The organism is Vibrio rhodolitus, from assembly GCF_003350325.1.
Classification (GTDB): Bacteria; Pseudomonadota; Gammaproteobacteria; order Enterobacterales; family Vibrionaceae; genus Vibrio; species Vibrio rhodolitus.
This window is the reverse complement of sequence record NZ_QLYZ01000011.1, coordinates 1-13,965: the sequence shown is the minus strand read 5'-3', so window position 1 is coordinate 13,965 and position 13,965 is coordinate 1. Positions and strand designations below refer to the sequence as shown.

At 44.8% G+C, this 13,965-nt stretch carries 12 protein-coding genes; 4 read left to right on the top strand and 8 right to left on the bottom strand.

Features of this window, described 5'->3' with window-relative positions:
• Window positions 1-9 precede the first annotated feature (9 nt).
• From DPF93_RS11645 to DPF93_RS11625, 5 genes are read right to left on the bottom strand one after another with little or no spacing between them, the layout of a single operon-like run.
• Window positions 10-519, bottom strand: coding sequence for a hypothetical protein (locus DPF93_RS11645; RefSeq protein ID WP_114766338.1), 510 nt, complete (start codon window positions 517-519; stop codon window positions 10-12).
• Window positions 516-1,835 carry a type II and III secretion system protein family protein gene (locus tag DPF93_RS11640; protein ID WP_114766337.1) on the bottom strand — a complete coding sequence of 440 codons (1,320 nt, stop codon included), beginning with the start codon at window positions 1,833-1,835 and terminating at the stop codon, window positions 516-518. Before DPF93_RS11640 ends, DPF93_RS11645 begins: the two co-directional genes overlap by 4 nt.
• 23 nt (window positions 1,836-1,858) lie before the next feature.
• Window positions 1,859-2,659, bottom strand: coding sequence for a Flp pilus assembly protein CpaB (cpaB, locus tag DPF93_RS11635; protein ID WP_114766336.1), 801 nt, complete (start codon window positions 2,657-2,659; stop codon window positions 1,859-1,861).
• Window positions 2,660-2,668: 9 nt separating this feature from the next.
• On the bottom strand, window positions 2,669-3,091 hold the full coding sequence (locus DPF93_RS21550) for a prepilin peptidase (RefSeq protein ID WP_114766335.1): 423 nt from the start codon (window positions 3,089-3,091) through the stop codon (window positions 2,669-2,671).
• Between the two features lie 30 nt (window positions 3,092-3,121).
• Complete coding sequence (locus tag DPF93_RS11625) at window positions 3,122-3,325, bottom strand: Flp family type IVb pilin (RefSeq protein WP_114766334.1); 204 nt, start codon at window positions 3,323-3,325, stop codon at window positions 3,122-3,124.
• A gap of 308 nt (window positions 3,326-3,633) precedes the next feature.
• On the opposite strand from DPF93_RS11625, the gene DPF93_RS11620 reads away from it, so the two are divergent.
• The 3 genes from DPF93_RS11620 (at window position 3,634) to DPF93_RS11605 (ending at window position 7,514) form a co-directional block, all read left to right on the top strand.
• Window positions 3,634-4,338: a helix-turn-helix transcriptional regulator gene (locus tag DPF93_RS11620; protein ID WP_114766333.1), complete on the top strand. Its 705-nt coding sequence runs from the start codon at window positions 3,634-3,636 to the stop codon at window positions 4,336-4,338.
• A 174-nt stretch (window positions 4,339-4,512) separates the two neighbouring features.
• A complete protein-coding gene (locus DPF93_RS11615) occupies window positions 4,513-6,201 on the top strand; it encodes an AMP-binding protein (RefSeq protein WP_114766332.1) in 1,689 nt (562 codons plus the stop codon).
• A 386-nt stretch (window positions 6,202-6,587) separates the two neighbouring features.
• A complete protein-coding gene (locus DPF93_RS11605; protein WP_114766330.1) occupies window positions 6,588-7,514 on the top strand; it encodes a LysR substrate-binding domain-containing protein in 927 nt (308 codons plus the stop codon).
• 92 nt (window positions 7,515-7,606) lie between these two features.
• Here the strand turns inward: DPF93_RS11605 and fusA are convergent, their stop codons facing one another.
• On the bottom strand, window positions 7,607-9,694 hold the full coding sequence (gene fusA, locus DPF93_RS11600; protein ID WP_114766329.1) for an elongation factor G: 2,088 nt from the start codon (window positions 9,692-9,694) through the stop codon (window positions 7,607-7,609).
• Window positions 9,695-9,896: 202 nt separating this feature from the next.
• Entirely contained in the window at window positions 9,897-11,276 is a 1,380-nt protein-coding gene (radA, locus tag DPF93_RS11595; RefSeq protein WP_114766328.1) for a DNA repair protein RadA, read from the bottom strand.
• Window positions 11,277-11,409: 133 nt separating this feature from the next.
• Between radA and DPF93_RS11590 the strand changes: the two genes are divergently transcribed.
• On the top strand, window positions 11,410-13,752 hold the full coding sequence (locus DPF93_RS11590) for a PilZ domain-containing protein (protein ID WP_114766327.1): 2,343 nt from the start codon (window positions 11,410-11,412) through the stop codon (window positions 13,750-13,752).
• 40 nt (window positions 13,753-13,792) lie between these two features.
• On the opposite strand, the gene DPF93_RS11585 is transcribed toward DPF93_RS11590, so the two are convergent.
• The coding region (locus DPF93_RS11585; RefSeq protein WP_164675357.1) for an integrase core domain-containing protein at window positions 13,793-13,965 on the bottom strand (173 nt) is incomplete at its 5' end.

Below are 13,965 nucleotides of genomic sequence, written 5' to 3'. Positions count from 1 at the left end.
TCCCGCCCCCTATTTTTCATTGCCCGACAACAACATTTTTTCTGGATGTACCATGCTTTGCCAACGAAGGTTCTCTGGATAGCACCCTTCTCGATACGCCCCAAATTGACCGATTTGCATGTAATCACAAACTTCAGAGACAACTTTGTAGCTGGTTGTCGCAACTGACAAATCAAAGTGTTGCTGTTGCTCTCCTTTCTCTACTCTCACCATTTCTGAGCTAATGCCGCGCTTTTTTAACTCCTTAGTCAATTTGTCTGCCATTCGCTTCCCTGATGTTGACATCCAAGTGACCTGCACTGGTTGATTGGCAATCGCTTGCCAATTTTGCTCAACGTATTGATTCAATTGTTGCCATGCTTGCTGATGCTTATTTTGCTTTATGGTGAGGTGGTAGGTATGCGTCACTGGCACCATCTGCAACGTCGCCCCTTCACGCTCTTTGATGGTTTCGGCACATCCAACGGTAAGCCACGCCAAAGCTGCCACAATTAAGGTTTTGCTTGTTGTGCTCTTCATTGTTTGAACCCTCCTGTCGCCAACACCTCATTAACTGAGGTTTCTGCCGCTTTGGGATACCCCTGACCAACATTAAAAAAGCGCTCAAGATTAGAGGTTTTGTGCATGGTAGGAATTTGCACTTGTGAAGGATGGATCGGTTGCACCAGGTTTACCGTGGCAACAATGACCAACTCGGTTTTAGTTCTCTCTGTGGCGGTATTTCGAAATAAAGCGCCTAAGACAGGAATATCACCAATATAGGGAATGCGACGCAAAGTCTCCCGGTCTTCGGTGCTCAGTAAGCCGCCGAGAATAAAGCTCTGACCATCGCCAAGCTCGACTGTAGTGCGAGCGCGGCGAGTTTTCAGCGCTGGTAAATCGTAATTGTCATTCTCATATTGATTGTCTAACGCACTCACTTCCGGCAGCATAGACAGCTTGATCCGTTGGTCACTGAGTACTTTTGCCATCAACTCCAGTCTTACCCCGTACTCTCGATACTCAACGTCGGTAGAGCCATCAATCACGGTGACCACCGGAATTTCACCCCCCGCAAGAAAACTGGCAGTTTCACCAGAAATCACAGACAAATTCGGCTCAGCTAAAATCTGCCCTACATTGTCGTCACCGATGGCAGTAATAACCGATATAATGTCACTGGCACTGAAACTGGTTAACTGATCGATAAATACCCCCGGAGCAGTAGTACCAATTTGAATCCCAAACTCCTCTAGAAAGCTATGTGTCACTTCTGCAATAGTCAGTTTGACATTAACTTGTTTGGTGCTGACTACGTCGATATTGTTGACCAAGCCTTGGAATCGATAACGGCGCATAAACTGCATTTCATAGACCTGCTCACCCAAATCCCAGTTCACGTTAGTGATTTCCGCATCCTTACCCAGTAACTCGCCCGCCAGTCGGTAAATCTGCTCTCGGATTTCATCAGAAGAAACCGTACCACTGAGCACTGCCTGATCACCTAAGTTGTAGATTGAAACATCACTATCTGGATACTTGAGCTGAATCTGTTGCTGGATATGGACTAGGCTTTTGTTTACGACTAACTTGCGTGACACAAGCGTCTTACCTTCTTTGTCAAAAACCATAAAAGAAGCATTGCCAATCGAACGACCAAAGAACACGACTTTATTTTTCTCAATCACCTGATAATCTGCTACTTCAGGATCCGAAATAAAAACCGAGCCAATCTCCACTTCAGTTTGAATCGCACGAGCATCACCTTCGGACAAGTTTTCAATTCTTGCCGCATTCGTGACCAAACTAATGGGGACCAATAGAAGGCATAACAATATTTGATATCCTTTTACCATGTCTCCTCCATCTATTTTTGTTGTTATTTAACCGTTACCTTGTCCGCTCTAAATTCCACTATTGCACGGTAGTCAGGTAAAACATCGCCAGAGTTCGCTTGTAGAGCTGAAGCCTCTTGCTCCCCTAAAGATTTATGTACTTCAAGTTGGGTAATGTTTTTCGCAATCGCTAGTTTCGCGACCTGCTTTTGAGTCAGTTGCAAAATCAACGTCACATGATTGCTCTGCGACTCACTACGACTCTCTTGAGTCGTTTCCTGGCTTACTTTAAGTACCTTTACCGCCATCAAAATTGGCGAGACTGAAACCGTTTGATAGTCTGTTACCGTTTCTTCATTGGCGAGGTTTTGTTCTTCAGAAGAAAGCGCGACAACATCAACGATACTGCCATGAGTGATGAGTCCACCGATAATATCCGTTTCATTCACCAAAATAGCGTAAGGCACTCGATTGGGCTCAATAACGGCATCAATATAGCCAGCTTCATTTGGGGTGAGGATCATCGCTGGACTAATGATGTCGCCCGCCTCCAATGCTTGGTTAGCGACGCTTCCTGCGCTCAAGCTAAGCGGTTGCTCTGGGTCAATTCCAAGCTGAAGCGCTTCATTCTCAGGCAACCTTTCAACCGCTAGGTGAGTTTTGGTTATCAGTACACCTTGCCCTATCGGTTTTATCACCTTGTAGACTGACACCCGACTCTCTTGATTAACCACTTGAGATGCCGCTTCAGGTACATTGTTTTTTTGGAAAATCTGTTCAGACAGACCGTACACACCAATACCGATAGAGATCAGCGCAACGGGAATAAGAATTCTTAAGTTCATCTTACCTCCTCAAAAAGAGGCGATTGAGGTTAAAAAGCAGCTCAACGCAATCGGAATACCGTAAGGCACAGTATTAAATTTAATCTTTTTATTTACGGTTTTATAAACCAAGAAAACGAGCGTGGTAATAAAACCAAGCAACCCAATAAAACACAACGTCGCTACATAGTATTGGGCGTTGATCATTGGGAAGAAGGCGAGCAGAAGTTTACTGTCTCCTGCTCCCCAAATTCCAACTTTCCATACCAGAAAAAGTATCGGAACTAAAATTGCCAACCAAAAGAAATTTGAGAAATCACCACTCACTAATAATTTAATCACTGCTAATAGAAATATTAATATTATTATGACGTTAGGTATTCTTCTAAAATTCCAGTCATAAAAACAGACCAAAAAACTTAATATAAAAAGCACTAATATTATTAATATCATTCAAGTACTTATACCTACTTCTATTAAGTGCTATCCGTTTATTTGTGTTGATATTTTGGTCATTGCGTCACTTAGCGCTTTTTGCAATGAACCTGTATCACCTGAAAATACCACGGCTACAATACCTGCAATTGCCACAGCTACCAGAGCGTATTCAATCGCGGTAACACCATCCTCTTTGTGGCAAAAATTTCGTAGGTCTTCACGAATTTGAATGTATTTAGTCAAAAACATCACTCTCTCCTTTAATATCGCTTTTTAAATTGATCCATTGCATCAATTTCATAGTAAAACTAGGTACTAAGAAGTGTTTTATCAATATGCATAGCAACTGTATTATCATATTAAAAAGTATGGCTTTAGCACCTTTACATTTATAAAACATAAACTTACAAATTCAACAGCAATTAAACACCACAAAAAAATTATATATATTTTTTATATTACTACTTATAACAGCCAATTATATTCATACCTTAGAACTAGAAAAATGCATGAATAGTTCTACAATTACCTAATACTTATAATGAAAAATTGCGTGTATGAAGCAAACAAAGAATCGAATATGCAATTTAGGTGGCAGCCTGTTAGATTTGCAACCGCATCTCTATGGCAAACTCGATCAGCAGTTTCAGATCAGCTCCGATCACGACGATCTTGCTAAACTCGCCTCGCCAAAACATCACTTATTTATCTTCTGTTGGCAGGCAGACAATGACAGGCTTATGCAGCAAGCAATTTCAATTTGCCACCACCTACGTAAGAAAATCATTGTGTTACATGGAAAAGAGAAGCCAACGGTAACAGAAATAAATAGCAATGCTGCGTTCTTCCTCAGCTCTGAACGGGAAAAAATTTTTGAGCACTTAATTATGACCTTACGTTTATGCTATTCCTCTCAAGCATCCGTTTCTTACACCTCAAACAACACCATAGAGCTGGAACACATTCCGGAAATCATTAAACAAAACCTCGATAAATCATTACGCGAAGATCAACTAGCTGCCATACTTGGCTACTCAACCTCACACTTTTCCCGTCTGTTTTACCGTACTTTTGGTACCCACTTTCGCACTTTTGTTCTTAGCGCCAGATTGGATCGCGCAAAACAGCTTCTGAAGCAAAACAAGCAGCAAAGTGTATCGAACATTGCCACGCGATGTGGGTTCAACGATGCCTCATACTTCTGTAAAGTCTTCAAACGAGAAACTGGCGTTAGTCCACTCTCATTTCGTCAAACGAATTAAACCAATCTTGCGAGCGATAACCTTCCCAAGGAGTATGGCAACATGCTAAAGTTAACATTGTGTTAACAAAATAATTTCTCTTTTGCGTTTGATAACGTTGCACATACGGTTCGCTCTCTACTATATGGTGAGTATCAAACACAAGGAGTGTCACTAATAACAGGGAGTTAACCAATGAATCAGCCGCATGAGTTGAAAATAAAAGGATGCACCTTACCACCACCAAATGAGATGATTTTAAAATGGGCAGCTGAGCGCCCTAACGAAATCTACCTTAAGCAGATCATTAATCGCCAATTCGTTGAGTACACCTATGCGGAAGTTGCCGATAAAGCGCTACGTCTAGTCACGGCGTTGCGCGGTTTGGGTGTCCAACCGGGGGACAAGGTCGCCCTTATCTCGAAAAACTGCGCAGAGTGGTTTATTTGTGATATCGCCATGATGCTGGGTGACTATGTCAGCGTTCCGGTCTTCCCGACAGCTGGTGCCGAGACGATTGAACACTGTGTCACTCACAGTGGCAGCAAGGTGTTAATTGGCGGTAAGTTGGATGATGCGACTGCGACCGAGCAAATCATCGATAAATTGGATGATATCATCACCATCAGTCTTGCTTATGATAGTGCACCAAATAACTGCCAACATCAGTTCGAGCAGTTAATAAAGGATGCCTCCCCAAGCGAAGAGCGTCCTATTCATTACGATGACAAGCTGATGTCGATTGTCTATACCTCAGGGACATCAGGTTTACCTAAAGGCGCAATGCTCACCTACGGCGCATTCTCTTGGTCAGCCCAGCAACTGATTAATCATATTGGTATTGAAGAACAAGATCGTTTGTTCTCTTATCTTCCGCTTGCCCATATCACTGAACGCGTCTATATCTTTGGTTCATCAATTATGGGTGGCGTACAAACTGCGTTTCCTGAATCTCTCGATACCTTTATCGAAGATGTCAAAATGCAGCGCCCGACTCTATTTATTTCGGTACCGCGCCTGTGGACGCTCTTCCAGCAGCGTATCCAAGATAAACTGCCACAGAAAAAGCTTAATTTCTTACTCAAGATCCCATTCGTGAATTCATTAATTAAGAAGAAGCTAGCGGATGGTCTGGGTCTGGATCAAGCTCGCGTATTGGGTTGTGGTTCAGCGCCTGTCTCTCCAGCTCTACTTGAGTGGTATCACAGTGTTGGGCTCAATATTACCGAAGCTTGGGGCATGACAGAGTCATTTGCTTACAGCACACTTAACTACCCATTCCGCGCCGATAAGATTGGCAGCGTGGGTAATGCCGGACCAGGGATTGAACTTAAAATCGCTGCCGATGAAGAGATCATGGTGCGCGGTAAGGGCTTATTCTCTGGCTACTACAAAAATGATGAAGCAACACAAGAAACCTTTGATGATGAGGGCTGGTTGCACACAGGTGACATCGGCTTCTTAGACTCAGAAGGCTACCTCACCATTCAAGGGCGTAAGAAAGACACCTTTAAAACCGCCAAAGGTAAGTTCGTTGCGCCGGTACCGATTGAGAAGAAACTGTTTGAATACAGCCGCGTCGAAATGATGTGTTTGATAGGCTCTGGTTTACCAGCACCAGTTCTTCTAGTCGTGCCCCATGACTTTCCAAACTTTGATCGCGAGCGTTATGAACGTACCAGTGAGCGCGTCGTTAAGCGCATGAATCAAGAGCTTGAATCCCATGAGCAGATCAAAGGGGTACTAATGATCAAAGACCCATGGAGCATTGAAAATGGCATTCTTACGCCAACACTCAAAATAAAGCGTCACGTGTTAGAGAAGAAATACCATGATGTTGGCGCCAATTGGCCAAAAGGGAAATTGGTGGTTTGGGAAGAATAATAACTTTCTTTGTTATCTTAAGGGCGCATTACGCGCCCTTTTTCTTGCTGCCGATTTATCCTTTAACCAGCAGCATAACTTAAGCTTATCTCTGCCTACAGGTATCGCTGGTAACTGGGTTTCGCTTGGTAGCAGTCCGTTATACCTAAGTCCTTTTGCAAGTGCGGTGGTAAATCAGCAACAGATTCCACCTTTTGCGTCGATAACGTGCGACCAAAGCAGAACTTCTTGTCCATTTTGAATAATTTAAACTCAATCTGAAAATTCCAATGTAACGCAAGTAACATCTCGCCTCTCCTATTGCTTCCTTTCTGTGCTGACTATTATGTAAATCTGATGATATTTTGACCAACCACCATTTCTTACACGAGATATAACAAGAGCTTATGGATAAACGATTACGCCATTTATCTGCCCTGCGCTACTTTGAAGCCGCAGCTCGCTTTCAAAGCTACAGTAAAGCTGCCGATGAGTTATGCGTCAGCCAAGCAGCAGTCAGCCAAACCATACGCCGCTTAGAACACGATCTAGGCTGTAAACTGTTTGTGCGCCGAGGGCGAAATATGGCACTAACCGCCAAAGGTGAGACCTTACTCAGTCATGTCTCACTCGGTTTTGAGCACATTATTCTCGCGCTGAATAAAATCCAAAATGAACCGCTGGAAGGGCTATTAAAAGTCAGTGCGCCGCCCTCTTTTGCCTCGCGTTGGTTATTACCTCGATTGTGGAAGTTTTCGCTCGATCACCCTGGGATCCCGATTCGTATTATTACGACCTGTGAATCACTTGATATTCAGCATGGTGAAATCGATGTAGCGATTTGGCAGGGGGAGCAATTTGAAAAAACCGATGGCATTGAACAGGAAGTGCTGCTGGAAGAAGCGATCTATCCATATTGTTCACCTGAACTTGCCAAAGCGGAACAATTCACGGAGCCAAGCCAGATGCTTGATTGCTGGCTGATTCATTTTGACAGTTGCAGCATTCAGTGGAACAACTGGTTTAAACAGGCTGGGGTCACCATCGATAAACAAGCGGTGCAATGGATGGAAGTTGGCACTTTTGATATGGCGATGAGCGCGGTCATTGCAGGACACGGCGCGTGTCTTGCTAGCGACTGCATTACGGCAGACTTTATTGAACGCGGCTTATTAGTCAAACCGTTTGATCTGCCACTATCACCCGGTATTCGTTTTCATCTCTGCACGGCAACAGAATCAGCGCGGCGAGAGCGCGTACAAACCTTTACCCAATGGCTGAAAAAAGAAGTCGCGGAAAACACCAGTCAGGTGCCATTACCTGAACAAGCTTGATGCGCAAACCTGACTAACAGGTTCAATGGAAAAATGGACAAAAAAAAGCCTCGCATCAGCGAGGCTTTCTATTCAAGCTATTAACTTAAGAATTACTTCTTAGCGTTACGCTCTTTAACTTCTGCAATCACTTGCTCCGCCACGTTGTTTGGACATGGGTTGTAGTGAGAGAATTCCATAGAGAACTGACCACGGCCAGAAGTCATAGTACGTAGAGTACCGATGTAACCAAACATTTCTGATAGAGGTACATCACCCTTGATACGTACGCCAGTAGTACCAGCTTGTTGATCTTTGATCATACCGCGACGACGGTTAAGGTCACCGATTACGTCACCAACGTGGTCTTCTGGAGTGAACACGTCAACTTTCATGATTGGCTCAAGAAGTTGCGCGCCAGCTTTAGGCATAGACTGACGGAATGCGCCTTTAGCAGCGATTTCGTAAGCGATAGCTGAAGAGTCAACTGCGTGGAAGCCACCGTCGAATAGTTCAACTTCTACGTCTAGAGTTGGGAAGCCAGCTAGAACACCGTGGTCCATCATGCTAGCAAAACCTTTCTCAACTGCAGGCCAGAATTCTTTAGGAACGTTACCACCAACAACTGTTGAAGTGAACTTGAAGCCTGAACCTTGTTCCCCTGGACGGATGCGGTAGTCGATCTTACCGAACTGACCTGAACCACCAGACTGTTTCTTATGCGTGTAGCTATCTTCAACTGCTTGAGTGATAGTTTCACGGTAAGCTACCTGTGGAGCACCTACTTCTAGCTCAACGCCGTAAGTACGCTTCAGGATGTCAACTTTGATGTCTAGGTGAAGTTCGCCCATACCTTTAAGGATGGTTTCGCCTGAATCTTCGTCAGTTTCAACTTGGAATGATGGGTCTTCAGAAACCATCTTACCGATAGCGATACCCATTTTCTCAGAACCGTTTTTATCTTTAGGCTTAACAGCGATAGAGATTACTGGTTCTGGGAAGATCATTGGCTCAAGAGTAACTTCGTGCTTAGGATCACATAGAGTGTGACCAGTCTTCACGTTCTTCATACCAACAACTGCGATGATGTCACCAGCTTGTGCTGAATCGATCTCGTTACGCTCGTTCGCGTGCATCTCAACCATACGGCCGATACGCTCAGTTTTACCAGTAGCTGAGTTAAGGATAGTGTCACCCTTCTTCATCTTACCAGCGTAGATACGGATGAACGTTAGTGCACCAAAGCGGTCGTCCATGATCTTGAACGCAAGCGCTTTTAGTGGCTCATCTGCAGATACAGTTGCAACTTCGCCAGTTGGCTCACCAGTTTCTGGGTTAGTTAGTGGTTGAGGATCTACTTCTGTTGGAGAAGGTAGGTAATCAACTACTGCGTCAAGAATAAGTTGGATACCTTTGTTCTTGTACGCTGAACCACAGTAAGTTGGGAAGAATGCTAGGTCACGTGTACCTTTACGGATACAACGCTTAATGTCTTCTAGAGAAGGCTCTTCACCTTCCATGTAAGCCATCATTAGCTCATCGTCTTGCTCAACAGCAGTTTCGATTAGCATTTCACGGTATTCAGCAGCTTGGTCTACTAGATCAGCTGGGATATCTTGAACTTCGTAGTTCTCTGGAAGACCTGAGTCATCCCATACGTAAGCTTTTTGGCTTAGTACGTCAACAACACCACAGAAGTCATCTTCGATACCGATTGGTAGAGTCATAACTAGTGGAGTAGCACCTAGAACGTTTTGTACTTGGTCAACAACTTTGAAGAAGTCAGCACCCATACGGTCTAGTTTGTTAACGAAGATTAGACGAGATACGTGAGACTCGTCCGCGTAACGCCAGTTAGTTTCAGACTGAGGCTCAACACCACCTGAACCACAGAATACACCGATACCACCGTCAAGTACTTTTAGAGAACGGTAAACTTCGATTGTGAAGTCAACGTGTCCAGGAGTATCGATGATGTTTAGGCGGTGATCGTTCCAGAAACAAGTAGTAGCTGCAGACTGGATTGTGATACCACGTTCAGCTTCCTGCTCCATGAAGTCAGTAGTAGTTGAACCGTCGTGAGTGTCACCGATCTTGTGGATTTTACCAGTTAGCTTAAGGATACGCTCTGTAGAGGTAGTTTTACCCGCGTCTACGTGAGCAAAAATACCAATGTTTCTGTATTTTGATAAATCAGTCATTGTCTTACTCTGTTAATAAGGTATAAAGTGCGCGCAGAGTATATCACATTCTGTCAAGACTGATACCCTTGCGTGCGGCTATGTATAAAAAATATTTAGCGGGCGAATCTACCCCAAAATAATAGCCAAGTGTAGTATTTTGCGGAGGAAAATCCCAGTTTTTCACTATTCATCCTTTGTGAACGCCCAACTTAGAAGCAAGTTACAGCTCATCAAACGCATCTAGCGCCTCTGATAGTTTTTTCACGCCGTGGATTTGCATTCCTTCAATGCCACCTTTGGGCATATTGGCAGCAGGCACGATGGCTTTCTTAAAGCCATGCTTAAAGGCTTCATTTAATCGCTCTTGCCCACTTGGCACCGGACGAATCTCACCCGCCAAGCCAACTTCGCCAAACACCACCACATCTTTAGGTAGAGGACGATCTCTAAAGCTAGAGAGCAGCGCCATCACTAACGCCAAATCAGCACTGGTTTCGGTGACCTTCACGCCGCCCACCACATTCACAAACACATCTTGATCTGACATCTGCAGACCGCCGTGCTTGTGCAATACCGCTAGTAGCAATGACAAACGGTTTTGTTCTAAACCCACTGCGACACGGCGTGGATTAGCCAATTGTGAATAATCCACCAGCGCTTGAATCTCAACTAACAGTGGACGCGTACCTTCCCACACCACCATAACTGAGCTGCCTGATGTTTCTTCATCACCACGCGAAAGGAAAATCGCTGATGGGTTACTCACCTCACGCAAGCCTTGTCCGGTCATAGCAAATACGCCCAGCTCATTGACTGCGCCAAAACGGTTTTTATGACTACGTAGGGTTCTAAAACGGCTATCCGTGCCACCATCGAGTAGCACAGAACAGTCAATAATGTGCTCAAGCACCTTTGGACCCGCCAAAGTGCCATCTTTAGTTACGTGACCAACAATAAAGACTGCCACGTTATTCTGCTTAGCATAACGGGTCAGCGCGGTTGCCGATTCACGAACTTGCGCCACACTTCCCGGCGAAGATTGCACATCAGACACGTGCATTACTTGAATCGAGTCAATCACCATGATCTTTGGCTGCTCTTTTTCAGCAATTTGGCAAATGCGATCTACGTTGGTCTCTGACAACATTTTCAGATTGTCTTTCGGCAGCCCTAAACGAGATGCACGCATCGCCACTTGCTGTAGCGACTCTTCACCAGTGACGTACAGAGTCGGCATTTGCGATGAGAGAAAGCACATAGTTTGTAGCAATAGGGTCGACTTACCCGCACCCGGACTACCACCAATAAGGATTGCGGCTCCAGGCACCACACCGCCGCCGAGCACGCGATCGAGCTCTTTGAAACCACTGGTAAAACGCGGCACTTCTTGCAGGTCAATTTCGGCAAGCGTTTGAACTTGGCTTTCAGTGCTGCTTCCCGCATAACCGGTTAAGCGCTCATTGCGCGCCGCTGCGGGTGATGCAGCTAGGCGAACTTCACTGATAGTGTTCCATGCCCCGCAGGCGCTACATTGCCCCTGCCAGCGTGGAAAATCAGCGCCGCAATCATTACAAACATATGCGCGTTTTGCTTTTGCCATGTGACCTCAATTGAATTTTGTGACGCTGAATAGTGATAAGCATCGTTATTGGCTTGATTCGCCGTAACATATCACTAAAGATCGATTAATCAAGGCCGATAGCCTGAGTACAGGGACAGATACAATAAAAAGCATGCAGCAAAGTGAAATACTCTCAATCGTAGAAAAGCTCATTCCGGTCTATAAGACGGAAGACTTTGAACTCCTACTATCCAAGATAACGGATGGCGATCAGCCGTCGGTAAAAATCTTGGTAAAAATGGAGCTCAAGCGCCTAATGACGCCATGCTATCGTTCAATCGATTTACGTGGTCGGGTCAAAGGCGATTGTCGCGAGTACGAGTTGGATGGTATTACCCACTGGCTGGATGATGTGGCGTTCAATATTTATCACAAATATGTCCGTAAGTTTGATGGGTACACCGAAGGCGTGTTTGAAGCGCTCAATAACACCCGCAACAGCTTTAAGGTAATGAACCAAAAAGGCAAACCACAAGGCTCTGATCTTAAAAACAGTTCCCTCTCTTTTAATGCCGAACCTATCGTGATGGGGTTTGATCTAAAGCGTAAAGAGAATCGTCTCAAGCTTTCAACTCAAATTGTCATCCACCTGTCTAAAGATCAAGTCGTCCACGGTACAACAGTCGATATCTCCCCTTCAGGCGGTAAGTTCAAAGTCCCTTCTGCGTTTGATTATAAGCTTGGCGAGATCATCAATATCCAATTTGTTGAGCTAGCGAGAAACCACAAGATCCCAGGTATAGAGCAGCTTGTCAGCTATCGCATCGTTGGTATCGATGAATCATTTGAAAACGATGCGGTCAGTTTTCTGCGAGTAATCAAAGTCGATGACGTGCCTCTGATCGACAACATTATGGCGCACTGCCTGCACAATGATGCCCAGCGCGCTCGTCATGACAACCAAGACAAAGTGATCCGCGCGCGTTCGCGAGGATACGAGCATAACTACCTTAAGCACACCTGCTGCTTACCGATATTTTTCAGCGGTAATGAACTCAAACTGGTTCTAATGACCGAGAACAACCAGTCTATATGGCAATACTGGAATGACGAACGCAATCAATTAACGCTGTCCAATCTCTTTAGCCCAGAGCGAATGGAGCAATTTACCAAGCCCGGTGTACGTGGCAGTAATAGCGTTCTTTACTCATTCAAGCATCTTCACGCCGACAAAGAATTGTTTTTCTCAATGATGATCCCTGAAGCCAATCGGGATCTACGTCAATTATTCTGGCATGTTGGGGCGCGCAAAGAGAGCTGGAAGGTTTTTCGCGTATCGGTATTTGAACTATCTGGAGAAGAGCGCGAGCTGTTTCACGATTTACCACAAGAATCGATGGCGCTAACTGAAGGCTTAACCCACTTTGCTATGCTGCAAGAGATTTCCGATGTTCGCTCAGCCAAAGATTACCTACTAACAGAAAAACCAAGGTTGAAATCATCAGAGCTCAATCGTTTTCGCCATAAACGCAACTGCTCACACGTTCCAATCAGCCTTTACTTTGATGCGCAAAACCGCCGTAAAGAACCGCGCTACCAGTTTCGCTCGCCACTGTTTTTAACCGCAGAAGGACAACAAGCCTCTGGCGTCACTCTCGATATTTCTAAGCATGGGCTGTATATCGCGCTTAGCTCGCCTATCGAACTGAAAGCTGGCGACCTTTGCAGCGTGAACTTCAGTGAACTTCAGCTATATGATAAATCTCTGCCCTTGGATAAGGTACCGTATAAAGTCATCCGTATCAGCCCAGGGGGTAAGCGCGTTCAACTCGTGATTGACGACAATGTCAAAACACTCAAAACCATGGCGTTTTTTGGTAAGTTAATCGAGCACAACCAAAGCAAACTGATCGCCAAGCAAGAGACCTTACCAAGCCATGAGATGTTAGAAAACCTCCATAATATTTTGCTCGATAAAATGGTCAGCACACCACTATTCGTCGAGAAAAAAGGCAACAGTCTCAAACCTAAAGTGATCGGGGTGAAATACCCGCTACCAAGTTACCTAGGTCTATTTGCCAAACTTGGGCACAATAACCGGTTTTCACTCGATACGGTTTACAAAGGGCGTACCACAACCCTACTCGCCGCACCGATGAAGCGAATTGATGGCGCTGGCACTCAAGCTCAAGAGCTGTATATCTCTGCGATTAAATTTGGTACGCGTTTACAAACGTTGGAAATAAAACTTTGCTCCGATTTTGAGTCATTAAAAGAGCGCATCGATTTTATTAAGAAGTGTCAGAACATGGGGGAGTTTCACGCGATACGCATCTGTTCAAGCCCGATCTTTGACCCGATCACCGCGCTGCTGCGCAAAGATCTCGAAGAGCTAAGCAATATCAGCATGCACCAAGCAAGAAACCTAGAGAAAGAGATTTGTACCATCGTAGGTTATAGCGAATACGTCGATGTTACCGAAGAGGTCTTGATTCGTTTGGAGCTAACCCAATAGTTTTTAGTGACCCGTCCTGATATGGGTTGACACTTTTTAGTTAAAACGCTCGGTGTACTTCATCGGGCGTTTTGTATTTTAGCGCTGTATGAGGCCTCATCTGATTATAGATTTCTACTGACTCAGCGACCATTTTTCTTGCTTGAGCTACATCTTTAGGCTTTCGCAAGAGATATTCCATTTTCAAAATGCCGTTCACCCTCTCTGCCAACG